The sequence below is a fragment of the Flexivirga endophytica genome (genome assembly GCF_014640635.1).
In the GTDB taxonomy this organism is placed as follows: domain Bacteria; phylum Actinomycetota; class Actinomycetes; order Actinomycetales; family Dermatophilaceae; genus Flexivirga; species Flexivirga endophytica.
In genome coordinates this window covers 236,391-260,019 of the sequence record NZ_BMHI01000002.1, presented here as the reverse complement: position 1 = coordinate 260,019, position 23,629 = coordinate 236,391, and the positions used below count along the sequence as shown (strand labels likewise).

Genomic DNA, 23,629 nt, shown 5'->3' with positions numbered 1-23,629 from the left:
CGAAAACGCCCATGCTGGACCGCAACTGCGTTGATCGAACGCGGGCGCGGCGGCAGGGTCGGCCTACCCGGGCCATCCCTCCGCGTCGCCCGGGTCGCCTGCTCTGCACTAGCCGCCGAGTCGCCGACGCAGCCCGGTCGCGCGACGGATCTGCGCGGTGACCGCGGCACGAACCGTCTCCTCGCTGCCGACGATCGTGACGTGCCGCTGCGCACGGGTGACCGCGGTGTAGAGGAGTTCCTTTGTCAGCAAAGGGGATTCCTCCTGCGGCAGCAGCACGGTGATCGCGCCGGCCTCGCTGCCCTGGCTCTTGTGGATCGTCATCGCGTGCATCGTCTCGATGTCGGACAGCCGACTCGCGGCGATCGGTACCGGTCCGGCCGCGGTGCCGATCTGCGCGACCGCCGCGCCGTCCCCGCCCATCACGACGCCGGTGTCGCCGTTGTGCACGCCGAGTGCATAGTCGTTGCGAGTCACCAGGATCGGCCGCCCGACATACATCGGCTCCCAGAGGGGATCACCGGTCGCTTCCGACAGCCACTCGTCGACCAGGTGGTTCCACCAGCGCACGCCCCGCGGGCCGGTGCGCTGCGCGCAGAGCAGCCGGTGCTCACCGAGGACGGTGAGCGCACCGGCCGCGTCGCCTGCGACGGCGCGCTCGCGCAGTCGGAGTGCGTGGTCCAGCAGTCGGCCGCGGAGCACCGGCGCCGGATCGTGGTCCTCGATCCAGCTGACCGCCTCACCGCCCGCGCGCAGCAGCGCAATCGCCCGGTCCGGGTCGCCGGCACGCACCGCGGCCGCCAGGGAGCCGATCTCTGCGTCGAACCGATGTGAGGTGGTCAGTCGGCACACGGTTCGCGGGGCGAGCTGCTGGTAGCCCTCGACCAGGTCGGCCATCACGGCGCCCGCGTCGACCGACGCGAGTTGCTCGGCGTCACCGACCAGGACCAGTCGACTGGTGGGCCGGGTCGCCCGCAGCAACCGGGACATCATGGTCAGCGCCACCATCGACGTCTCGTCGACGACGATCAGGTCGTGCGGCAGACGATTGCTCTCGTTAAAGCGGATCTTGTTGCTGCTGCGGGAATTCCAACCAAGCAATCGATGCAACGTCATTGCGTCGAGATCCTGGATCCGCGCCGCGTCGCCGGAAGCGAGCTGCGCCGCCGCCTGCGAGACGGACTCCTTGAGTCGAGCGGCCGCCTTCCCGGTGGGCGCGGCGAGCGCGACCCGCAACGGCCGGGTCTGCCCGGACGCGTCCCATTGCTCACCGAGCAGCACCAGCAGCCGGGCGACCGTCGACGTCTTGCCGGTGCCGGGACCACCGGTGAGCACGGTGGTCCACTGCCGGACCGCGCTCTCGGCGGCGGAGCGTTGCTCGGCATACGTCTCACCGTCGAACAGCCGTAATAGACCGGCTTCGAGGGTCGCCGCATCGACGGCGGGCGGATCCTGCGTCGCCCGCTCGCGCAGGATCTGCGCGACGCGGACCTCCTCGCGGTGGTAACGGTCGAGGTAGACGAGCCCGAATTCGACTCGCAACACACCGGATCGGAGCAGAGCGCTGTCCTGCACGGCACGCAGCCACGCGTCCGCGTCGGTCGGCCAGTCCTCGTGCAGACCCTGTTGTATGGCGGGGTCGGCCGGATCGGGATCTCGATACGCCGCTGGTTCCTCGCGGCCACTCAGGGCTGCGCTCGATCCGCCCTCTTGCTCATCATCTGCCCGCTCGGTGTCCTCGACCGGCGTCAGCGCGGACGGGTCGACGGCCTCGTGCAGGTCGAGGCAGATCGACCCGCTCCGCACCGTGCGAACGGTCAGCGCGAGCGCCAGCACGACCGACGGATCCGCCTCTGCGGCAATGTCGCCCAATTGCCGGGCGACATGCACGTCGGCAGGCTCGAGAATGCCGGCACGGTTGGCAGCCGCCAACACGCCATCAGCGCGCCGCGCGATCCGGACGTCGTCGTCGACTGCCATCACACACCACCTTCGCCGTCGAGCAGGTCGGACAATTCGAGCACCAACGCGGCCGGTGGGCTCCACGAGAAGACACCGGTCGGATTGCCTTCCACCACAGGGGAATCCGCACCCGCCATACCTCGCAGGTATAGGTAGAGCACACCACCGAGGTGTCGCTCCGGGTCGTAGTCAGGCAATCGCCAGCGCAGATAGCGGTGCAGCGTGGCGGCATACAAGAGCGCCTGCAACGGATAGTCGGAGTGCCCCATCGCGGCCGCCAGCGGCTCGGGACCGTAGGCACCCAACAGCAGTGACTCGTCGGCGGGGCCCAGCCAGTTGGTCTTGTAGTCGGCGACCAGATAGCGCTCACCCACCCGCAGCACCACGTCGATCGACCCGGTGAGGTAGCCGCGCAGCACCTGCCCACCGAGCAGCTCGTTGTCGAGCAGTTCGGCGTAGGGCAGCAGCGGATCGCCGGCTGCCAGGTGCCGACGGAGTATGGCGGCCAGCTGACCCAACCGGACACGCTCGTCGCCGTCCTGAGCCCCCAGCGGTAGCTCGAAATCGAGCTCTGCCAGCTTGTTCCGGCCGACCGAGCGCAGCGTGACTCCGCCGGCGAGCGGTCCGAGAGGTGTGTCGTAGACCCTCACCAGCGCGTCGACCAGCACCTCCACGTCGACATCGACCGGCCAGCGGACCAGCTGCTCGTGGACCCGCGTGGTGAGCTCCGCGGCCAGGTCGGTCGCCGTCGGGTCGGCGGTCTCGAGGACTGCGTGGACGAGCGAGCCGAAGGTGGCTCCGACGGGCAGAGTAGCCATCGGGGACTCGCGGTCGAGACCGCTGTCGAGGTGCGCGGATCTCGATACGCGGTCTCGTTCCTCGCCCGCTACTCGATCAGCATGCTCGAGGAGCAGCTCGTCGTTCTTCACGTCGGCGTCGGGCTCGCTGCTCACACCGTCCGCGGCGGGAAGCTGCTCAAGGACACGGCTGAGTGCCGAGTACGACGTGCGACGCCAATCCTCGTCGATGACCCGAGTGAACCGGCGGACCGTGAGATCGGTTGCCGCGACTGCCGATCGGACCGGATCGGAGCCCGCCTTGGTGACCCGCTCCCACTGCGGCCCACCGGCATCCGACCAGCGCTGCAACAGGGCACCAGCCTCCGTCTCGCTGCGGTGCCCACGTGAGTCCGCGATCGCACCGGCGGCTGTCGGCGCTGCCGGATCGCGGTCGATCAGCATCCGATGAATCGCCGAGTCGGGTGCATTGTTGGACGGTCCCCACCAGGCGACGACCTGCGACTTGGCCCGGGTGAGCGCGACATACAGCAGGCGGAGTGACTCGCCGGCGTCCTCCTGCCGGGCCAGCTTGCCGGCCTCCCGGTCGGCCTGACCGACGTAGATCGACCGGCGCGGCGGATCGCCTGGCGCGTGGAACAGCGGGTTGTCGTCGTCGCTCACCCATCGGTCGGCGACGAAAGGTAAGTAGACAATTGGGAATTCGAGTCCCTTGCTGCCGTGGATGGTCAGCAGCTGGACGGCCTGCGCATCACTGTCGAGGCGCCGAGCCCGTGCGTCACCCGATGCGGGACGGTCCTGCTCGGCCTGCTCCTGCAGCCAGGCCAGCAGCGCCGGCAGTCCGCTCGCCCGCTCCATCGAGACCGCGTGCAGGGCCTCGGCGATGTGCCGCAGGTCGGTCAGCTCACGCTCACCGCCGATCTCGGCGAGCACCCGCGCCGGCAGACCGTCGATGTTGCAGATCTCGAAAACAGCTGCGATGCCTCGGCGTTCGTAGACCGACGCGAGCCAGCGGACCCGGTCAGTCACCTGCTCGGTGAGCAGCTCGCTGTCGGCGTCGAGCTCCGTCGCGGTCTTGCCGATGAAGGGTGTGAGCGCAGCGGCACGGATCCGCGCGGACCGATGCGGCTGGTCCATGGCCTCCAGCAGGATGCGCCACGCCCGCGCGGCCGGCGTGCGGAAGACGCTGCCGGCGCCACTGAGCACTGCCGGCACACCGACCTCGCGCAGTTGCTGCTGCATCAGCGCCAGGTGGTCGTTGCGGCTCGCCAGGACAGCGATGTCGCTGGGTCGGATCGGACGGGCATGACCCGAATCGTCATACGTGGCATTGGAACCCAGTAGTCGCGCGATGTCGTGGGCCGCGTCCTGCGCCGCGCGCTCGCGGTAGGCCGCCGCACGAATCGCGTCGTCCTTCAGCAGTTGGGACCGGGCGACCTGGTCGGCGCCGAGCAACCGGATCCGGAACGGCGCGGGCTCGGGTGCTCCGACCAGCCGGGTCTCGGTGTGGCTCGCGGTCACCGGGTGGACCAGGATCTCGGGGTCGCCGAGTGCGGCACCGGTCAGGAACCGGCCGAGCGCAGCGACCAGCGGCGCGTCGGAACGCCAGTTGGTGCCGAGCGTCCGCCGCACTCCTGCGGTGTGCGCGGCCTGCAGGTAGGTCGTGACGTCACCGCCACGGAATGCGTAGATGGCCTGCTTCGGATCGCCGATCAGCACCATCGTCGCGTGCCCGCGGAACGCCCGGTCGAAGACCTCCCACTGCACCGGATCGGTGTCCTGGAACTCGTCGATCAGCACGACCTTCCACTGCCGCCGCAGTCGCTCACGCGCCGGACCGTCGGGGTCGCGCAGGGCGTCGGCAACCTGGGAGAGCAGGTCGTCGTAGGTCAGGACGCCGAGGCGGCGCTTGCGACGGGCGAGCTCGCCACGCACCGCCCGGGCGAATCCGACCCGGCGGGCCGCCGGTGTGTTGGGCTCGGGCCGCAGCGGCACCAGTTGTGCGCTCGGGTCGCCCGCGACCCGGCGGGCGATCCGCCGCGCCTCGGCCAGGTCGAACTCCGGCCGGCTCTCCTGGCGTGCGAAACCGCGCAGGTAGAGGTCGTCGACAACCTCCATCAGCAGATCGTCGACGTCCTCGACGAGGGTGGCGCCGGCGTCGGTGTCACCGGCGATGCCCAGGCCACGCAGCACCTGGTGACAGAACTGATGGATCGTCGCGATCGTCGCCTCGTCGAACGCGGCGAGCGCGTCGCGGACCCGCCTGGCCCGTGTCGCACGCTCTGCCGGGTCGACGTCGCGCAGCGTCACCAGCAGCGGGTCGGTCGGTATGGCGTCTGGGTCGTCCAGCGCCTCGGCGCAGGCCACGAGCTGCTCGCGGACCCGCTCGCGCAGCTCCCTGGAAGCAGCGCGCCCGAAAGTGACCACCAGCAGTTCGTCGAGCGTGTGGACGCCCTCGGCGACATACCGCGTCACCAGCGCCGCGATCGTCCACGTCTTGCCGGTGCCCGCGCTCGCCTCGAGCACGGTCGTGCCGGTCGGCAGCGGGCCGTGTATGTCGAAGGGCTCGTCGAGGAGTGGGGTCATCACGTGTGTGCCGCCTGGTTCTGGAGCAGCGGAGCCCACACCCGCAGCGCATATTGGCCGAGCCGGCTGGTTGACGGATTCCAGGCCTCGTCGTCGACGGGCCGCTCGGCGAGCAGATCGGTGAAGGGGATCGGCCCGCCATACAGCAGCTCTTGGGCGGGCTTCTCGGCATCGCCGGGGATGCGTCGATCGCCGAAACCACTGCCGTCCCACTTGCGTCGGCCGAATTCGGCAGCGACGCGTTCGCTGCCGGAGCGCTGCAGCAGCTTCTCGGCATAGGCGAACGAAGTGTCCAGCGGCAGCGGGATGGCGTCGCACATGCCGCGGTCGTGGACGTCGACCAGGTCGGCGAGATGTCGCGTCGCGGTCTCCTGGTCGAGCCCGCCGGTCAGGTAGTAACCGGCCTGTCGCTGCTTGCCGCCGCGCAGCCACCCGGCGACCGCGGCCTGCCAGGGGTGGTCGGGTGCGCCGGCCGCCAGGGCGAGCAGGGTCAACCACGACTGCAGCCGTTGCTTGGCGCGCAGTGTGGAGAAGGTGATGGCGAGATGCACGTCGCCGCGCAGGTCGCCGACCGTGCCGGTCACCCGTCGACCGTCGGGCAGCCGGATGTCCAGGTCGATGCTCGAGGTCTCCCGCAGCAGCAGCTGCACGACCGGGTCGCGCAGCGCCTTGACGCCGTCGATCGTCGTACGTAGCACCTCCTGCCCCAGCGCACCGGGCGGTATGGCGCCCCGCAGCTGCTCCATCCGGGTGATGTCGTGGGGTGCGGTGCCGACCAGCGACTCCTGCAGCGCACGGTCGCCGATCTGCCACTTCTGCAATCCGTCGAGCGTGATCGGCATGGCGTCGTCCACGCTGTCCTCCTCGTAGGGCAGTGCGACGTCGAGCCGCCGCCGTACGAAATGCGCTGCGGGGTCGGCGAAGAAGCGCGCGAGGTCGGCGAAGTTGATGTCGCCGACGGGCTGCCGCGGCAACGGCGCACGCAACAGGCGCGGGTCGCGGACCCGCTGATGCTGGGCAGCGCGCGCGCCGACGAGCGCGGTGCGGTCGAAGCTGAACGCCGCTGCGGTGCCGAGCGCTCCCGGCACGAGGTTGCGGGCGTCGAAGGGCTGCAACGGATGACGCGTGACAACGTCGTGGCCCTCCGGCCAGATGGCGCACCGGCGGGCGGCGTCGATCAGCTCGCCCAGCGGCGCTGCCGGCGGACGCTCGGCACCGGTGCGCTCGCCGGCGCCGGTGTAGGTGACAACCAGGTGATTGGTCGCCGCCAGCACCGCGTCGAGCAACAGCTGACGGTCTTCACTGCGCGGATCGCGTTCTCCCGTCAGCGGATTGCGCGCAAGCACATCGTCGCCGTCGATGCCACTGGTGCGCGGGAACACTCCGTCGTCGAGACCGAGCAGGCAGATCACCCGGTGTGGCACGGACCGCATCGGCATCATGGTGCAGACGGTGATGGTCCCGGTGCGGAAGTTGGCCCGGGTCGCACGACCCTCGAGCCGGGCACGCAACAGTTGCCGCACGTCGCTGACCCGCAGGTCAGTGCCGCCGGCTGCGGTCGCACGCACGATTTGCAGCTCTCGGTCGAATTGTGCTTGCTGCCAGATGGTTTCGCGTGAAACGGCGCCGAGTCCACCGACACCCTCGGCAAGCGCGCCCATCCAGTCGTCAGCGGTGCGGGCGCCCTGCAACGCGCCCAGGGCACCGTCGATGCGGTCGACGAGCTCTGCGAACCGGCCGATCAGATCGATGTCGCCGCTCTCCACGTCGTCCACCGGCAGCACGTCACCGACCGCGGCACCGCCGGCGGAGCTCATCGCGACACCGAGCAGCAACCGGCGCAGGCCGAACCGCCAGGTGTTCTGGTCGATCTCCTGCAGCTCGAACCGCCGACGATGCTCGTCGTCCATCCCCCAACGGATCTCAGCCTCGGCGATCCACTCGGCGATGCGCTCGAGGTCCTCCTCGTCAAAGCCGAACCGCCGACGGACCGGCTCCCGTGCGATGAGGGTGCGCAGGTCACTGACCCGAAGCCGTCCGACCGCGAAATCGACCAGATCAGAGGCGATTTCGAATAGTGGGTTGACGCCGGCCAACGACCGGTCGGCGAGCTTGACACGCAACGTGTGCGCGGGGTGGCCAGCTGTCGTGCCGCCCGACGGCTCGCCCAGCCCGAACGCAGCCTGCACCAACGGCGCGTAACTCTCGATGTCAGGACACATCACCAGGATGTCCCGCGGCTCCAGGGTCGGGTCGTCCTGCAGCAGGCCGGTCAGCACCTCGCGCAGAACCTCGACCTGCCGCGCGGCACCGTGACAGGCATGCACCTGGATCGACCGGTCATCGGTGGTGACGGGCCGTTGCACGCGAATATCGTTCGCCGGCAACACATTCCGGTGTATGTCGTGCTGCAACCATCCCAGTGCGGTCGATGCTTCGGCCAGCTGTTGCCCTGCCTCGGTGCGGTCCTCCGCCGGCGGCAGCCCGCGCTGCAGCTCGCGCGCGTCCCGGCCGAGCGAGGCGAGCAACGGATGGTGCACCAGCTCGGCGCTGTCGTCATCGGCGCGTGCCACGACCCCGGCAGGTATGCCGGCAGCGGCCTGCCAGAGCGCGTCGGACGGTTGCGGCAGCCACAGATGCACATCCCGGTGTATGGCGAGAGCCTCCAGCAACTCGAGCTCAGTGACCGGCATGCGTGTGTGCCCGAAGAGCGAGATGCGTGGTGGCAGAGCGGCGTTCGGGGCCGGATCCTGACCTTCGCGCAATTGCTGCACGGTCCGCGCGTGACGGGCGGACGGCGTCGGCTCCGGGACCCCATCGGCCAGCAGTCGCCACAGCTGCGCCTGCCACACCAGATCCGGGTCGAGTGGGGTGGTCGTGCCGTCGGTCAACTGTCCCGCACCCCACGCCGTGAGCAGGCTCGGCCGCTGGGCGGCATACGAGGAGAAGAGGCCGGCGACCCGGCGCGCGACGGCATAGCGTCGACCGGCCTTGTGCCCGTCCGGGTCGTCGGTGCCGTGTCCGAGATGCTCGGCGAGAGTCCGGCTCCACGGCTCGTCGAGGTGGGCGTCGATCTGCTCGAGCAGCGGCCAGACCAGACGGTCGGGATGCCAGGGGTCGTCGCGTTCGCGCCCGGTCAGCAACGCGACCAGCGAGTGCGGCGCGACGAACCGCACCCCGGCGCAAATGCCGTCCCCACCGCGCGAGCCCGCGCCCAGCCGGTGCGAGAGCGATTGCGCCAGCCACCGCTCGACACCGCGCGTCGGCACGATGACCAGCTCCTGCACGAACGGGTCGTCGAGCGGGTCGCTCAGCAACCGCGCCAGGCCATCGGCGAGCACGTCGGTGCGCTCGGCACGATGCAGGATCAACGTCACGCGTTGACTGTATGACGACGGACCGACTCCGGCTCCGCGCCCCGCACCGCGGAACGGATGTTGCGTCGACGGCGTTTGGCATCAATAGTTGAAGGTCTACCAGTAAGGGAGTTGCACCGTGCCCAACAGTGAAGATTTCAAGAAGAACGCCGGTGACGCCGCCCAGCAGGCGAAGGAGAAGGCCGGCAAGCTCGCCCACGAGAATCGCGACAAGTTCGCCGGCGTCCTGGGCAAACTGACGTCGAAGATCGACGAGAAGACCCAGGGCAAATATCACGACAAGCTCGAGAAGGCGCAGGACGCGGCCCTCAAGGGCGCCGACAAGCTGGCCGAGCAGCGCCCGGACACCGGCGGTGCGCCGGGCACGACCGGACCGACTCCCGGCGACGGCCAGGTGCCGCCACCCACCGAGCCGGGCCAGACGCCGCCGTCCGGCAGCTGAGTTCACCAGTCGTCAGCCATCAGTGGCCCGTCCCGGCATTCTCCGGGGCGGGCCTTTGTCACCCCACGAAGTTTCTCCTCCGCTGCGCTCCCCGAATACTTCGCGGGGACCCCGACACGACCGAGCCGCGGGCCGGCCAGTCGCCATAGGAGCGGGCAGGGTTCCGTTGTCGGCCCGACAACATAGGATTGTGAAGTTCCCGGGGACGTCTCCCCGACCCTTTGATCCCACCCTCAGAAGGACCCCCCTCTTGGAGTTGCAGCAGGTCAATCCATGGCGCGCGTTGATCGCGTTGTGCATCGGGTTCTTCATGATCCTGGTGGACTCGACCATCGTGACGGTCGCCATACCCGCGCTCCAAGAGGGTTTGCACACCGACATCAACAGCGCGGTCTGGGTGGTCAGCGCCTACCTGCTGGCGTATGCCGTGCCGCTGCTGGTCGCCGGCCGGCTGGGCGACCGGTTCGGGCCACGCCGTCTCTACCTGATCGGCCTGGCGGTGTTCACGCTGTCCTCACTGTGGTGCGGGCTGACCGGCAGCATCGGCATGCTGATCGCAGCACGCGTCGTGCAGGGCGTCGGCGCGGCGATGATGACGCCGCAGACGATGGCGGTCATCACCCGCACCTTCCCGGGCGAGCGGCGCGGGCAGGCGATGAGCCTGTGGGGAGCCGTCGCCGGTGTGGCGACGCTGGTCGGTCCGGTCCTCGGTGGCGTGATCACCACCAACTGGGGCTGGGAGTGGATCTTCTACATCAACGTGCCGGTCGGCGTCGTCGGCTTCGCGCTCGCGTGGTGGCTGGTGCCGTCGCTGCCGGTGCACACGCACACGTTCGACTGGGTCGGCGTCGCGCTCAGTGGCGCCGGGTTGTTCTGCCTGGTGTTCGGCATACAGGAGGGTGAGTCCTACGACTGGGGCTCCGTGTGGAGCTTCGTCTCGGTGCCGTTGCTGATCGCGGTCGGTGTGGTGCTGCTGGTGATCTTCGTGTGGTGGCAGACGCGCACCAAGGCCGACCCGCTGGTGCCGCTCGTGCTCTTCAAGGATCGCAACTTCAGCCTGGCGAACATCGCGATCAGCATCGTCGGCTTCGTGATCACCTCGTTCGCGCTGCCGATGATGCTCTACGCGCAGGTGGTGCGTGAGTTGTCCCCGACCCAGGCCGGGCTGCTCTTCGTGCCGATGGCGCTGGTCAATGTGGTCGGCGCACCGTTCGTCGGCCAGATGGTGGACCGCTACCACCCGTCGCTGATCGGTGGGTTCGGTCTGGTCTGCCTGACGGTGTCGCTCTTCTGGCTGGGCGCGATCCTCGGGCCGGGCCTGCCGACCTGGCAGCTCGTGCTGCCGCTGGCGCTGCTCGGTCTTGCCAACGCCTTCATGTGGTCTCCGCTGTCGGTGACGGCGACCAGGACGCTGCCACCGCAGCGCGCCGGAGCCGGCGCCGGTGTCTACAACATGACCCGGCAGGTCGGCGCGGTCATCGGCAGTGCCGCGATCGCCGCGGTGATGGAGTCCCGCCTGCACGCGCACCTGGGTGAGTCCGCCGGTTCCTACTCGGCGACCGAAGGTGCTGCCGGGGCCGCCGGACACCTGCCGGCGTTCGTCGCCGACGGCTTCTCCCGAGCGATGGGCGAGGCGCTCTACTTGCCGGCGGGCATCGCGATCGTGGCCGTGCTCGCCGTGGTGTTCTTCCGCAACCCGCACGGCGAGCGCACCAAGATCGACGAGCCTCCGCAGAAGCAGACCACTGCGCCCTGAGCGGGCGCTGCGCCCTACAACGGCAGTTTGCTGATCTGGCAACAACGTTTGCCAAGTCTCTTGCAGGCTTGCCATGCTGATCGCATGCAGAGCAACGAGACCGCAGAGCACAAGCACCAGCACCAGCACGGGGCGAGCCCCACCGACCCCGACTATTTCGAGGCAACCTCCTGGAACGAGCGGTATGACGGAGCCGACTCGGTCTGGAGCGGAAAGCCCAACCCACAGTTGGTGGCCGAGGCCGGCAAGCTGTCGCCCGGCACCGCGCTCGACGTCGGCTGCGGCGAGGGCGGCGACGTCATCTGGCTGGCTCAGCAGGGTTGGCAGGTCACGGGCGCGGACTTCTCGAGCAAGGGTCTCGCCCGCGCAGCGCAGCACGCAGCGGACGCCGGTGTGGCCGACCGCACCCACTGGTGGCAGGTCGACGCCCGCGAGTTCGACGCCGCGGGCCGGTCCTACGACCTGGTCACCTCACACTTCCTGCACCTGCCGGACGGCCGGATGGTCGACGCCGTGGGTCGGCTGGGTGCCGCCGTCGCGCCGGGCGGGCACCTGCTGGTCGTGGGGCACTCTCCCGCCGCACACTTCGCCGAGCTGACCGAGAGCAAACGCAAGGCGATGTTCCTCGCCGAGGACCTGGTGCCGGGGTTGCCGGACGACTTCGAGGCGTTGGTGGTGCAGCAGCGCCCCCGCACCGTCACCCGTGACGGGCGGACCGTCGAGATCGACGACTCCACGCTGCTGGCCCGTCGCAAGGCCTGACCTGTCAACTCCCGGGTCAGTAAGCTCCGCGTATGTCGATCGTGGCCTCCGTGCTCCTCGTGCTCGCTGCCCTGCTGCACGTCTACATCTTCTGGCTGGAGTCCTTCGCATGGACGGCTCCACGCACGCGTGCCACCTTCGGCGTCAGCGCCGAACAGGCAGAGCAGACAAAGCCGTTGGCGTTCAATCAGGGGTTCTACAACCTCTTCCTCGCCATCGTCGTCCTGGTCGCGGTGGTGCTGCGCGGCACCGGTCCTCACTCCGCGTCGGTCGCGCTCGCCGTCGCCGGCGCCGGATCCATGGCCGCAGCGTCACTCGTGCTGGTCGCGAGTGACATGTCGAAGGCGCGAGCCGCCGCCACGCAGGGCACCCTGCCCGTGCTGGCACTGATCGCACTGGCCTTCGCCGGCTGATCGAGCGGCATACCGCTGCATCGAGCGGCTTGCCGAATCGGGTGGTTTCGCTACGCCGCTCATCCGTCGCCATGCCGGTCAATCCGACCAGGGAGCTACCCGAGCACCGTTGCCAGGTCGACGTGTTCGAGGCCGTGGGCCTGCGCGACCGGCTCGCACACGACGTCGCCGGCATACGTGTTGAGCCCGCGCGCGAGCGCCTGATCAGCTCGCAACGCATCGCGCCAGCCCTGGTTGGCGAGGCGGACGACATACGGGAGCGTGGCGTTGGTCAGCGCCCAGGTCGACGTGTTGGGCACCGCGCCGGGCATGTTCGCGACGCAGTAGAACGTGCTGCCGTGCACCTGGAAGGTCGGATCGGAGTGCGTCGTGGGGTGGGTGTCCTCGAAGCAGCCGCCCTGGTCGACCGCGATGTCGACCAACACGGAGCCGGGCTTCATGTTGGCGACCATCTCGTTGGTGACCAGCTTCGGCGTCAGTGCGCCGGGGATCAGCACGGACCCGATCACCAGGTCGGCGCCGAGCACCTGCTCGCGCACCGCGAGGGTCGAGCTGGCGATCTGCCGCACGCGGTTGTCGTAGCGCCAGAACGTCATTCGCAGTTTCTCGAGATCGGTGTCCAGCACGGTGACGTCGGCGCCCATGCCGAGCGCGATGTTGGCGGCGTTCTGTCCGGTCACACCCGCGCCCAGGACGACGACCTTGGCGCTGGCCACGCCACCGACACCTCCCATCAGCACTCCTGCACCGCCCTGCGCCTTCAGCAGCGCGTGCGCGCCGACCTGCGGTGCCAGGCATCCCGCCACCTCGCTCATCGGATAGAGCAGCGGAAGCATCCCGGAGGGCAATTGCACAGTCTCATAAGCGATCCCGGTGACCTTGCGACTCATCAGCTCCCGCGTCAGCGCCACGTCCGCAGCCAGGTGCAGGTAGGTGAAGAGCGTGAGATCGGCACGTAGCCGGTGATATTCCTCCGCCACCGGCTCCTTGACCTTCAGCACCAGCTCCGCGTCACCCCACACGTCGTCCGCGGCCTCGACGATGGTGGCGCCCTCGGCGGTGTACTGCTCGTCGGTGATCGAGCTGCCCTCCCCGGCGCCGCGCTGCACCAGCACCTCGTGGCCGTTGCGGACGAGTTCGTGGACGCCGACCGGGGTGATGCCCACCCGGAATTCGTTGTCCTTGACCTCGGTGGGGACTCCGATCTTCATGCGTGCGGCTCCTTCTCGTGACATCGTCGTGCTGCCTTCTCATGCAGCCTCGTGCGAAGGAGCGTCACGTCGTGGCGGCATCGCACACACTTCGAGAGTAGTCACCGTGCCGCACCGCCGTCAGCCGGATGACGACTCGACTCGTGCAAGCACGCTCAACACGATCTGATCGGCGAATCGGCCACCGACCCAGACCGATTCGCGCAACACGCCGTCCTGCACGAAGCCGACCCGTTGCGCGGCAGAGAGCATCGGCTCGTTGTCGGCGACGATCTCCAGCTGCACCCGATGCAGGCCACGGATGCGCAGAGCGTAGTCGACCAGCACGCGCAAGGTGTCGACGGCGAGCCCGCGACCGCGGAAGCGCGGTCGCAGCGCGAGACCGGCGTGCGCGGACCGGTTGTGCGGGTCGATCTGCCACAGGATCGCCTCGCCGGCGAGCTCGTCCGTTGACCGCTCGACGATCGAGAATTCGGCCGCCTCGACCCTCGCCCCGTGCGCCGCGTATGGCGAATCCGCAAGCCCCACAGGCATCCAGCCCCTCGTGTCGGCGCGGATCCGCGTCGGCACGTCGTCATACAACTCCTCGTGCAGGACTGCGACATCCGACTCCCGGCGGGCCCGCAGCACCACGTGTTCTCCGACCAGCATGTGCGCGCTCCTTCACAGCCGACTGGCGTGCCGCAGCCGGCACCTGCCGCACCCACGGTATGCCGCCAGGACGTTGTCAGCTGCCGGAGCTCACCCGGTGCGGGCGGACGGCACGACTCATCCGGTCGGCCGCCACCTCCTCCTCGCGCGGCGCCCGTGCCAGCAGGCCGAGGTAGAGCAGGTCCACGACATACAGCTGCGCGATGCGGGATGCGGTGCCGCCGGACTGGGCCCGCGGTTCGTGCGCGACGGGCCGCAACGTGTGGGTCGACGCCCTGCTCAACGCGGAGTTGGCAGCAGTGGTGATCGCGACGACGGTGACGCCCGCCTCTACGCCGGCCTGGGCGACCTCGACGCACTCCCGGGTGTCACCGGAATGACTGATGACGATCGCGACCGTTCCCGCGCCGGCGCGGGCCGTCATCGACAGGGCACGATGTATGTCGGTGGTCGTGGTCACCGGCACGCCGACCAGGCCGAGCTTGAAGTCCAGATCCGTAAGCACGGCACCGGCCGCGCCGACCCCGAAACCGATGACCTGGCGGGCCGCGCTGATCGCCTCGATCGCCAGCGCGGTCACCGCGATGTCGAGTTGCGCGAAGGTCAGGTCGACCGCATCCACGTGCGCGTTGCGGACGGCGCGGGCAATCGTGGCCAGGTCGCTGCTGCGCTGCACATCGGCCAACGACACGGGCGCCGGCTGCCGGCCCTGCGCGAGCGCCACTGCGATCAGCGATCGCAGCTCCGGGAAGCTCGCGACGTCGACACTGCGACAGAAGCGGGAGACCGCGGCGTCCGAGGTGTCGGCGAGCCGGGCCAGCTCCGCGGTGGACATGTGCACGACCTCCGCCGGGTTACCCGCGATGGTGTCCGCGATGCGCTGCAGCGCCGGGGTCAACTCGTCGCGGCGTGCGGCCAGCAGGCGCAACACGTCGACGGTTGCGGTCACCGACTTGTCGTGCACGCGCACCTCCGAAGCTGCTCGTTCGATCGCCGGTACCTGTGGAGTGGTGTTTCACCAGCCGGTGGATAGAATGAAATTCTATTACACGAACGAGGAAGGCCGCCGCACCATGCAGATAGAGGTCGTTGCCGACAAGGCAGCGCTGGGCGAGGTCGCCGCCGAGCGGATCCTGCAGGCGTATGACGCCGGAGCGCTCCAGGTCCTGGGCGTCGCGACTGGTGGCACTCCGATCAGCACCTACCGCGAGCTGGCCCGGCGCAGCGACGGCCGGTTGCACGACATCCGGCTGGCGGCCCTCGACGAATACGTCGGGCTCCCCGCCGACCACCCCGGCAGCTACACGACCTTCGTCCGCGAGCAGATCGCCGAGCCGCTCGGCATCCCGCACGGACAGGTCGGTGTGCCGCGCGCGGAGGCCGACGACCTCGCTGCGGCGGCGGCCAACTTCGAGCGTCAGCTGCAGGAGAACGGCGGGGTCGACCTGCAGATTCTCGGCATCGGCGCCAACGGCCACATCGGCTTCAACGAGCCTGGCTCGCAAGTGGATTCGCGTACCCGTGCGGTGACGTTGGCGGACCGGACGCGACGCGACAACGCCCGATTCTTCGACTCTCCGGAGGACGTCCCTCACGAGGCGCTCACCCAGGGCATCGGCACGATCCTGGAGGCGCGCAGCATCCTGTTGCTCGCGTCCGGTGCGCGCAAGGCCGAGGCGCTGGCACGGGCGATGGAGCAGACCCCGACCGCGGAGTGCCCGGCTTCCTGGCTGCAGTTGCACCCCGCCGTGTTCGTCGTTGCAGATGAGGCCGCGGCGGCGTCGTTGTCACCGGATTCCCTTCTCCGCCAAGAAGTCTGAGACCTTCCCGAGACTCAGAAGTCGCGCGCCGACTCGCCAGGGGCGCCCTCCGCGATGCGCCCCAGATGCAGTCGGCGCACCAACCGGATCGCCGGCCGGGCGACGAAGAGCACCGAGCCGACCAGGAAGAACCAGGTCGCCGTGACGGTGGTCGACTCCCAGAAGAAGAGGATGCTGCCGACGACGAACAGCACCCCGGCCAGGAAGTCGTTGGTGATGGACAGGGTTTCGTAGATGCCGCGGATGCGCAGCTCCTCGTGCCCGATCGTCAGGGTCACATCGCGTGGTGGATCAGTCTGTGCTGGCATGGTCCCACCTTGCCTTGACCTACTTCTTCGTGCAGTTCGAGGCCGGCTTCTTGCCCGCCATACGCGCATTGATCCAGGGCAGTGCGTCCGCCATCGCGTTCGGCACCTCGGCGACGTGACCCTTGCCGTTGTGGTAGATCCGGCGTTCGACGGTCCAGCCGATGCGGCATATCCGATCGAGCATCGTCTTGCTCAGGAAGGCCGGCACCACTTCGTCGTCGGCGCTGTGCAGGATCAGCAGTGGGGCCGCCGGCGCCTGCGACCCGTACTGGCCGGGGTTGCTCTCGCCGAGCCTGCGTTGCCACGCCGTGTTCGAGTCGAAGCCGGGCTTGACCAGATCGGACAACTTCTGGCCGCGCACCGCACCGGGGTAGGCGCCGCAATGCGCCTCGAACTTCTGCATCACCCGTATGCCGGCAGGGGTCAACACGTCGGACGGGTGCAGCTCGGGGTATGCCGCGGCATACCCCGCGATGATCATGAAGAAGAGGCTCGGCTCCATCGACGTCGAACCGAGGGTGTTCGCGACGAGGTTCAGCTCACTGACCGGACCGCCCGCGACGCTGCCCATGAGGTGTAGCTCCGGCGTCCACTTGGCGGCCAGGTCGTTCGCCCACGCGGCGGCGTGTCCACCCTGCGAATAACCCCAGATCGCAAAGCTTTTCCGCACCGGCGTGTGCGGAAGACGGCGCGCCGCACGCGCTGCGTCCAGCACGCTGCGGCGCTCGCTCGGGCCGACGAGATAGGGATGTACCCCCGGCGTGCCGAGGCCTTCGTAGTCCGTGAACGAGAGGACGTAGCCGGCCTTCAGGTAGCCGTCCTCGGCGAACCGCCGGTAGTCGCCCCGCGAGAGGGCGACCGTGTATGCCGATGTGGTGTCGACGTTCTCCGGCACGTCGAACCGCGAGGGTGCGCAGTCGTCGGCGATGCCGGTCGTGCCGTGGGCCACGCTGATCAGCTTCCAGCCGCCCTCGGGGGCGTTGCCGGTCGGCACCACGACGATCCCGGTGACGGCGATGCTTCTGCCGGCCAGGGAGGTGCTGGCGTACATCACCTTCCATGCGGTGCCGCCGGGGATCGTCAGCTTGGTCCGCTGATAACGCAGCAGAGTCCCGTGCGCGACCTTCGGCATCGGCTTCGGTGGGACGTAGAAGTTGGCCGGCGATCCGTGGAACTGCTGCGGTCGGTATGCCGCGGGCGATGCACCGGAGGCCGGTGGCGCGCTCGACGCCCCGGCCGCGCTCGAGTCGTCCGGCACCGGCGACGAGGGCGACGATCCACTGCGGGAACAACCCGCCGGCAGGAGCAGTATCGACAGGACCGCGAGGAGCCGGCTCATCGCAGAACGCATGCGCAGATAGTTCAACCTGCACTATCACTTTGTCAACCGCACGCTTCCCCAAGTACCGGGGTAGCCTCAGACCAGCGGCGACGGGCCGACCGCTGTTCCACCTGTCCAGTAGCCCGAACCGGACTGGCATCAGGAGGGTCTCGTGAGCATCGCCGCATTGGTCACCTGGGTGCTTGCCGCGTCGATGGGCGCCTTCCTTCTCACGACCTGGGTAGCCAAGGGTGGCCTCCAGAAAGGCACCGAGGGACGCGAGTCACGCTTCGCACCACCACTGATCCTGGGCCACGCCGGGCTCGCTGCGGTCGGCCTGGCGATCTGGGTCTGGTACCTCATCAGCGGTGCACGAGCGCTGCCCTGGGTCGCGCTCGGCGTGCTGGTCTGTGTCGCGGCACTCGGCCTGACGATGTTCGGCCTCTGGTTCGCGGCCGGCAACATCACTCGTGGTCGGCACGCGCACAGACCGCGGCACGCCGCGGAGGACCATCTGCCACCGCCGGCCGTCCTGGTGCACGGCATGTTCGCGGTGACGACCGTGGTGCTGGTGCTGCTCACCGCCCTGTGAACCGACGCGCCGGATACGCGGCTCAGACTCTCGCGCGCAGGCCGGTGACCAGCAGGTCGACCATCGCCCGCGCGTCGTAGTCGTGTGCATCGGTGGCGCCCGCGCACAGGCCGCCGATCGCCCGCATCAGGTGGATGCCGTCGATCTCGGAGGTGACTTCGCCCGACTCTCTGGCCGCATCGAGGAGGTGTGAGCAGACCGGCACCACGCCGTCCAGGAAGTAGTCGTGCAGCGGGTCGAAACACGTGTCGGTCGACTGCAGCACCGCGGCGAGACCGTGCTTGGTCACCAGGAAGTCGACGAACCGGTCGACCCAGGTCCGGAGGGCGTCGTACGCGTTGTCGGTCTCGCGCAGCAGGCGCGGACCGTCTTCGGCGAGCGCATCCACCTGGTGTCGGTAGACGGCGATGATCAACTCCGCGCGGGTCGGGAAGTGGCGATAGATTGTCGCCGTGCCGACGCCGGCCGCCTTTGCGATGTCACGGATCGGAGCCTCGACGCCGGAGGAGACGAACACCTCTGCGGCGGCGTTCAGCAGCGACTTCTCGTTGCGCCGCGCATCGGCGCGCTTCGCCCGCGGCGGCGCCGGAGTCGTGCTCTTCGGCATCGCGACATCTCCTTCCGAGGGCATCCGTTGTTAAACGGGACAGCGTCCCGTATATTTAAGCGTGACGCTGTCCCGCTTTCGTTCCGATGGTAGCCGACAACGCCTCGCCCACCACACCCTCCACACGAGGAGCCATCTCGTCATGACACGCACCGTCGTCTTCGATCGCACCGGGACACCCGATGTCCTCCAGCTCGCTGATGAACCACTGACCGACCCGGGCCCCGGCGAGGTCCGGGTGTGCATCGAGGCCGCCGGCATCAACCGGCTCGACTCGATGATGCGTTCGGGTGCGTTCCCGCGACCGTTCCGCCTGCCGCACGCACGGATCGGCTGCGAAGGCACCGGTGTCGTGGATGCCGTTGGCGCAGAGGTTGATTCGGTGTCCGTCGGCGACGCCGTCATCATCACCGCCGTCCCCGACATGGACGTGCGGGGCACGTATGCCGATCACACCGTGGTACCTGCCGAGCGGGTCGTCCCGCGACCGGATGGGTTGGATCCGGTGGCCGCGGCGGCGCTGTGGGTCTCGTACTCCACGGCGTATGGCGCCCTCGTGGAGAAGGCCGGCATGCGGCCCGGAGACACCGTCCTCATCACGGCGGCCTCGAGCTCGGTCGGCCTGGCCGCCATACAGATCGCAAACCAGCTCGGTGCGATCCCGCTGGCCGTCACGCGCCACACCGACAAGAAGGCGGCCCTCCTCGCGGCCGGCGCGGCGCACGTCATCGTCAGTGACGAGGAAGCGATCCCCGACGCGGCACGCGCTCACACGGGCGGCGTCGGGGTCGACATCATCATCGACTCGGTGATGGGACCCGGACTGGCCGAGCTCGCGACCGCCGCACGGCCCGGCGGCACCCTGCTGACCGTGGGATGGCTCGATCCGCGCCCGGCTTCGATGCCGCAGAACGCGCCGCTGACCATCTACCGCTACATGAGTTTCGAGCACGTCCTCGATCCCGCCGTCGTACGACGCATCGCGGCGTTTCTGGGGGCCGGCTTGCGCAGTGGTGCATTGCAGCCGACGGTCGCGAAGGTCTTCCCACTCGATCAGGTCGTCGCGGCGCACGAGGAGTTGGAGCGCGGCGGACAGATCGGCAAGATCGTGCTCACCACGGCCGGGCATGATGGGCGGTGACCCCGAGGAGGACAGCTGTGACGAAGACCGGTGAAGAGCGCGCGGCCGCGGCGCTCGCGGCTGCCGGCATCGCCTGCGACATCGTGCGGCATGGCCCGGTCGGTTCGCTCGCGGAGGCGGCTGCCGTGCGAGGGATCGAGCCTGCCCAGATCGCCAAGACGATCGTCGTACGCCGGGACGAGGACGACTACCTCCTCGTCCTCGTGCCGGGCGACCGGAGGATCTCCTGGCCGAAGCTGCGCGATCTGCTTGGCGTCAAACGGCTTTCGATGCCGGATGCGGCGACCGCGTTCGAGGTCACCGGCTACGAGCGGGGCACGATCACGCCGTTCGGCTGCCTGCATGCGTGGCCGGTCATCGCCGACTCGCGGGTGACCGGGACGATCTCGATCGGCGCCGGCGGACACGGAGTCTCGGCAACCGCGCCGGCCGAGGACGTCATACGGGCGCTGGACGCCGACGTCGCCGACGTGACGGAGCCGATCGACGAGTAGCCCCGCGCGTGCTTCAGTGGTGCGCGGTGATGTCCGCGTCGCGGAAGGACGAGAACGCGAGCACACAGACGGCGACTCCGAAGATGCCCGCGGCGACCATCAGGGATGCGCGCGTCCCGCCGAGTGTCACGAAAAGCCCTGCGATCGGGGCGAATACGACGATCACCGCGCGGTTGAACGCGCGCATGGTGATGTTCGTCCTGGCCTGGAGGTCATCGGGGGTCACGGCCTGCCGGTAGCCGGTCTCGTGCGAGTTGCCCATGCCCATCGCCACACCGTGCAGTCCCTGCCCCGCTGCCAGCGTGAGCGCCGCCGGCCAACCCGCATCGCCCAGCCCGGCGAGCGCCATCACGAGCACGCCGACGATCGACACCAGATGGGTCGCGATGACGGTGCGTCCCGTCCCGAGTCGATGCCCCACCCACGTGGTGATGACGGCGCCGACGATCGCGCCCACCCCAGCGACCGCACTGGTGATGCTGAACTGCAGCACCGACAGGCGCAGCGTCTGCAGTGCGTAGGTCGGCACGACGACTCCGAGGGTCGCGTTGGCTGCGAACCAGACGTGGGTGCCAATGGCCAACGACCGCAGGGTCGGACCGCCGTAGATCCAGCGCACGCCCTCACGGATGTCTTGGCGGACCGATGTCTTGGACATCGTTCGGACAGAACGTCTTTCGCCCAAACGTAGCGTCGCCATCATGCCGGCGGAGAAGATGTATGCCGCGGCGTCGACCAGCACCGCGAACGGAGCGCCGAGCACCCGGATGAGCACACCGGCCAGTGCCGGTCCGGCCGTCTGGGCCACTGCGGAGGAGCCGTCGAGTCGAGCGTGCGCACGCTGCAACTGGGCACGGGACACGATGCGCGGCATCACCGCCATCGAGGCGGCATCGTTGAACAGCGCCGAGGCGCCATACAGGAAGACGATCACCAGCAGCATCGGCACGGACAACCGGTCCAGCACCCAGGCCAAAGGTATGACGGCCAGCAGCACGCCGCAGGCGAGGTCGGTCGCGATCATGACGGGTTGGCGTCGCCGGCGCTCGATCCAGGCGCCGGCGAGCAGGCCGAAGAGCAGGTAGGGCAGCCAACGGCAGGAGTTGACCCAGCCGACATCCTGCGCGTCGCCGTGCAGCGTGACCAGGACCAGCACCTGCAGCGCGAGCAGCGTCACGTAGACCCCGAACGACGACACCGACTCACCGGTCCAGAGCCGCCAGAAGTTGGCCGACAGCCTCGCGTCGGCCGTGCCGGGCCTCGCGTCCGCGTGGTCGGGGGTCACGGTCGCGACTCTAGAGGTTGCACTGTCGGTGGTGCCCGCTTGACTGGCTCATCCCACGGCCGGCCTCCCGAATCGAGCACTCGTGAACCCATCGCCCCTGCGCCATCCCGCCGACCTCGAGACCGTGCGGGCCTCGTATGACGCCGTCGCCGACAACTACGCCCGGATGGTCGTCACCGACGGCATGGGTGACATACGCCGGCAGCCGTGGCTGCGCTCCGCGATCGACATCTTCGCCGATGAGGTCTCCGGCATCGGTCCCGTGCTGGACGTGGGCTGCGGCCCGGGCACGGTGACGGCATACCTGGCCGAGCGCGGAGTCGACGTCTCGGGGATAGACCTGTCACCGCGGATGATCGCCAACGCACGGCAGCGACACCCGCAGTGCCGTTTCGAGGTCGGCTCCTGGACCGAGCTCGACCTCGCGCCGGCGTCGCACGGCGGGATCCTCGCGTGGTGGTCGCTGTTCAACCTCCCCCGTGAGCTCGTGCCGCCGGTCCTCGCGCACTGCGCGCAAGCACTGCGGCCGGGCGGGCAGTTCATCGTCGCCACCCACGTCGGCGACGAGGACGTCCAGCGCAGCGAGGCGTATGGCGCAGTGCCCGTGCACTGGACCACGCACCGCTGGCGGCCGGAGCCGCTGGTGGAGCTGCTGCGCACGTCAGGCCTGCGCCCGACCGCGGAGCTGCGGCTCACCCCGCCGGACGGAGCCGGACCGGCGGTGGTGCTGGTCGCGCAACGCGACGAGTGAGCTCCCCTGCCGCGTCGCTTCAGTCGGTCGGCAGCGGCGCCAACGAGTTTCCGGGTGCGATGTGGCCGCAGCTGGACGGCGCGGCCTTGTCGGCGAACCGGTCGTTGAGCCAGCCGAGGGCCTGGACCGCCCAGCCCGGCTCGGCGGTGTTGTGGCTCAGCAGGTCGTACTGGCTGTAGCTGATCCTGTTGCCGTCGGCGCAGAACTGCCGCGCGAGTGCTCGCACGTCGCCGGTGACGGTGATGCCGTCGCCGGGGCCGATACCCGGTCGGTTGTTGGTGAGGGTGCCCTCGAGCGCGCCGTTCGCCCCTTGACCCAGGAACATCGGCACGGTCGGCGTCGGGGCCGTGCCCATGTTGATCCTGTTGAGGGTGCGGGCCAGCGGCGGGATCGACTGGAGGGTGGAGTACTGCGGCTTGAAGAGCTGCTGCCAGCGCAGGAACGGGTAGCGGCCGAGGACGTTGACCATCGCCTCGTGGCTCAGCTTCGGGAACACCTGCTTGCCGTAGTCGCTGAGGTATGGCGAGAGGTCGACGCCATACGCCCGGGCGGTGGTCGCCATCATCGTCGGCATGACACCCGCCCACAGCAGGCTGCCGTTCGCGTACTCCGTCATGTGGGCCGGGTCGACGACGACACCACCGACCGCGGCACCGGTGAGTTGCTTGTCGACGTCCGGCGCGTAGGTCGGCGCGAGTTGCGCCGCCCAGGTCGTGGCCACCGAGCCCCCGGAGTAGCCGATCATTCCGATCCGGGTGCTGGTGTTCAGCCCGGTCGCCGCAGCGTGGGTCGTCGCACGGATCGAGTCCAGCGTGTTGGTGCCGTACTCCGGGGCGGCCAGGAAGTCGGCCGTCTGCCCCTCCGTGTCGGCGATGATCACCGAGTAGCCCTGGGTCAGCAGCGGCACGATCAGCAGCGTCTCGGTGTCGAAGAGCGCGCTGCCGAGACGCACGTCGCCGGCGATCGCCCGGGACGGGCCGTCTGCGGGGTTTCCGGAGTCGTAATAGGACTGGTATGCAACGGCTTTGGCCGGGTCACCGCCATCGATCGGCTTCAGGATCGAGGTGACATTGGCCGTCGGCCGTCCCTGCGCGTCGATAGTGCGGTAGAGGATCTGGACCGCTTTCACCGGCGTCGGGATGCCCAGCACGTGATAGGACAGCGTCCGTGTCTTGAGCACTGCACCCGGCTTGTACGACGACAGCGGCGCGCTTCCCGTGTAAGTGAAGAACGGGTCGGTGGTCGTCGCATGCGCGACGGGTGCCACGCCGACGCCTGCGGCGGAAGCCGTGAAAGTCAGTGCGACGGCTGCGACGGAGCGGATCATCGAGTGCTTCATCGGCTGCTCCTGAG

Annotated in this window: 20 protein-coding genes; 9 read left to right on the top strand and 11 right to left on the bottom strand. The window is 69.1% G+C overall.

Features of this window, described 5'->3' with window-relative positions:
• Positions 1-108 precede the first annotated feature (108 nt).
• The 3 genes from recD to recC are packed head-to-tail and all read right to left on the bottom strand — an operon-like array spanning position 109 to position 8,722.
• Positions 109-1,980 carry an exodeoxyribonuclease V subunit alpha gene (gene recD, locus IEX71_RS06185; protein ID WP_188836114.1) on the bottom strand — a complete coding sequence of 624 codons (1,872 nt, stop codon included), beginning with the start codon at positions 1,978-1,980 and terminating at the stop codon, positions 109-111.
• Positions 1,980-5,345: a UvrD-helicase domain-containing protein gene (locus IEX71_RS06180; protein ID WP_188836558.1), complete on the bottom strand. Its 3,366-nt coding sequence runs from the start codon at positions 5,343-5,345 to the stop codon at positions 1,980-1,982. Before IEX71_RS06180 ends, recD begins: the two co-directional genes overlap by 1 nt.
• Positions 5,345-8,722, bottom strand: a complete 3,378-nt coding sequence (gene recC, locus IEX71_RS06175; RefSeq protein ID WP_188836113.1) for an exodeoxyribonuclease V subunit gamma — start codon at positions 8,720-8,722, stop codon at positions 5,345-5,347. Before recC ends, IEX71_RS06180 begins: the two co-directional genes overlap by 1 nt.
• A gap of 118 nt (positions 8,723-8,840) precedes the next feature.
• Here recC and IEX71_RS06170 point away from each other — a divergent pair, with 118 nt between their 5' ends.
• The 4 genes from IEX71_RS06170 to IEX71_RS06155 all read left to right on the top strand — a co-directional run bounded on the left by IEX71_RS06170 (position 8,841) and on the right by IEX71_RS06155 (position 12,095).
• Entirely contained in the window at positions 8,841-9,164 is a 324-nt protein-coding gene (locus tag IEX71_RS06170) for an antitoxin (protein ID WP_188836112.1), read from the top strand.
• Between the two features lie 250 nt (positions 9,165-9,414).
• The gene (locus IEX71_RS06165) at positions 9,415-10,920 is read left to right on the top strand and encodes an MFS transporter (RefSeq protein WP_188836111.1); all 1,506 of its coding nucleotides are present in this window, start codon (positions 9,415-9,417) and stop codon (positions 10,918-10,920) included.
• An 84-nt stretch (positions 10,921-11,004) separates the two neighbouring features.
• Complete coding sequence (locus tag IEX71_RS06160) at positions 11,005-11,682, top strand: class I SAM-dependent methyltransferase (protein ID WP_188836110.1); 678 nt, start codon at positions 11,005-11,007, stop codon at positions 11,680-11,682.
• A 32-nt stretch (positions 11,683-11,714) separates the two neighbouring features.
• Entirely contained in the window at positions 11,715-12,095 is a 381-nt protein-coding gene (locus IEX71_RS06155) for a DUF1304 domain-containing protein (RefSeq protein ID WP_188836109.1), read from the top strand.
• Between the two features lie 95 nt (positions 12,096-12,190).
• Here the strand turns inward: IEX71_RS06155 and ald are convergent, their stop codons facing one another.
• From ald to IEX71_RS06140, 3 genes are all read right to left on the bottom strand, one after another.
• The gene (ald, locus tag IEX71_RS06150) at positions 12,191-13,306 is read right to left on the bottom strand and encodes an alanine dehydrogenase (RefSeq protein WP_188836108.1); all 1,116 of its coding nucleotides are present in this window, start codon (positions 13,304-13,306) and stop codon (positions 12,191-12,193) included.
• Positions 13,307-13,426: 120 nt separating this feature from the next.
• The gene (locus IEX71_RS06145) at positions 13,427-13,957 is read right to left on the bottom strand and encodes a GNAT family N-acetyltransferase (RefSeq protein ID WP_188836107.1); all 531 of its coding nucleotides are present in this window, start codon (positions 13,955-13,957) and stop codon (positions 13,427-13,429) included.
• Positions 13,958-14,033: 76 nt separating this feature from the next.
• The gene (locus tag IEX71_RS06140; protein ID WP_188836106.1) at positions 14,034-14,921 is read right to left on the bottom strand and encodes a MurR/RpiR family transcriptional regulator; all 888 of its coding nucleotides are present in this window, start codon (positions 14,919-14,921) and stop codon (positions 14,034-14,036) included.
• A 70-nt stretch (positions 14,922-14,991) separates the two neighbouring features.
• Between IEX71_RS06140 and IEX71_RS06135 the strand changes: the two genes are divergently transcribed.
• Complete coding sequence (locus IEX71_RS06135) at positions 14,992-15,777, top strand: glucosamine-6-phosphate deaminase (protein ID WP_229749518.1); 786 nt, start codon at positions 14,992-14,994, stop codon at positions 15,775-15,777.
• 14 nt (positions 15,778-15,791) lie between these two features.
• Here IEX71_RS06135 and IEX71_RS06130 read toward each other — a convergent pair whose 3' ends face one another.
• Together IEX71_RS06130 and IEX71_RS06125 are read right to left on the bottom strand one after the other, a co-directional pair.
• Positions 15,792-16,085, bottom strand: coding sequence for a YrhK family protein (locus tag IEX71_RS06130; protein ID WP_188836105.1), 294 nt, complete (start codon positions 16,083-16,085; stop codon positions 15,792-15,794).
• 19 nt (positions 16,086-16,104) lie between these two features.
• Positions 16,105-17,436 carry a lipase family protein gene (locus tag IEX71_RS06125; protein WP_188836104.1) on the bottom strand — a complete coding sequence of 444 codons (1,332 nt, stop codon included), beginning with the start codon at positions 17,434-17,436 and terminating at the stop codon, positions 16,105-16,107.
• Between the two features lie 142 nt (positions 17,437-17,578).
• Between IEX71_RS06125 and IEX71_RS06120 the strand changes: the two genes are divergently transcribed.
• Positions 17,579-17,998, top strand: coding sequence for a hypothetical protein (locus tag IEX71_RS06120; protein ID WP_188836103.1), 420 nt, complete (start codon positions 17,579-17,581; stop codon positions 17,996-17,998).
• 22 nt (positions 17,999-18,020) lie between these two features.
• Here IEX71_RS06120 and IEX71_RS06115 read toward each other — a convergent pair whose 3' ends face one another.
• Positions 18,021-18,605 (bottom strand): TetR/AcrR family transcriptional regulator, encoded by a 585-nt coding sequence (locus tag IEX71_RS06115; protein WP_188836102.1) that lies wholly within the window; start codon positions 18,603-18,605, stop codon positions 18,021-18,023.
• 142 nt (positions 18,606-18,747) lie between these two features.
• Here IEX71_RS06115 and IEX71_RS06110 point away from each other — a divergent pair, with 142 nt between their 5' ends.
• Positions 18,748-19,746, top strand: coding sequence for a zinc-dependent alcohol dehydrogenase family protein (locus IEX71_RS06110; RefSeq protein WP_188836101.1), 999 nt, complete (start codon positions 18,748-18,750; stop codon positions 19,744-19,746).
• Positions 19,747-19,763: 17 nt separating this feature from the next.
• The gene (locus IEX71_RS06105) at positions 19,764-20,240 is read left to right on the top strand and encodes an aminoacyl-tRNA deacylase (protein ID WP_188836100.1); all 477 of its coding nucleotides are present in this window, start codon (positions 19,764-19,766) and stop codon (positions 20,238-20,240) included.
• Between the two features lie 13 nt (positions 20,241-20,253).
• On the opposite strand, the gene IEX71_RS06100 is transcribed toward IEX71_RS06105, so the two are convergent.
• A complete protein-coding gene (locus IEX71_RS06100) occupies positions 20,254-21,525 on the bottom strand; it encodes an MFS transporter (RefSeq protein ID WP_229749517.1) in 1,272 nt (423 codons plus the stop codon).
• Positions 21,526-21,607: 82 nt separating this feature from the next.
• Between IEX71_RS06100 and IEX71_RS06095 the strand changes: the two genes are divergently transcribed.
• A complete protein-coding gene (locus IEX71_RS06095; RefSeq protein ID WP_229749516.1) occupies positions 21,608-22,276 on the top strand; it encodes a class I SAM-dependent methyltransferase in 669 nt (222 codons plus the stop codon).
• A gap of 19 nt (positions 22,277-22,295) precedes the next feature.
• Here the strand turns inward: IEX71_RS06095 and IEX71_RS06090 are convergent, their stop codons facing one another.
• Positions 22,296-23,615: a lipase family protein gene (locus IEX71_RS06090; protein ID WP_229749515.1), complete on the bottom strand. Its 1,320-nt coding sequence runs from the start codon at positions 23,613-23,615 to the stop codon at positions 22,296-22,298.
• Between the last annotated feature and the right edge of the window lie 14 nt (positions 23,616-23,629).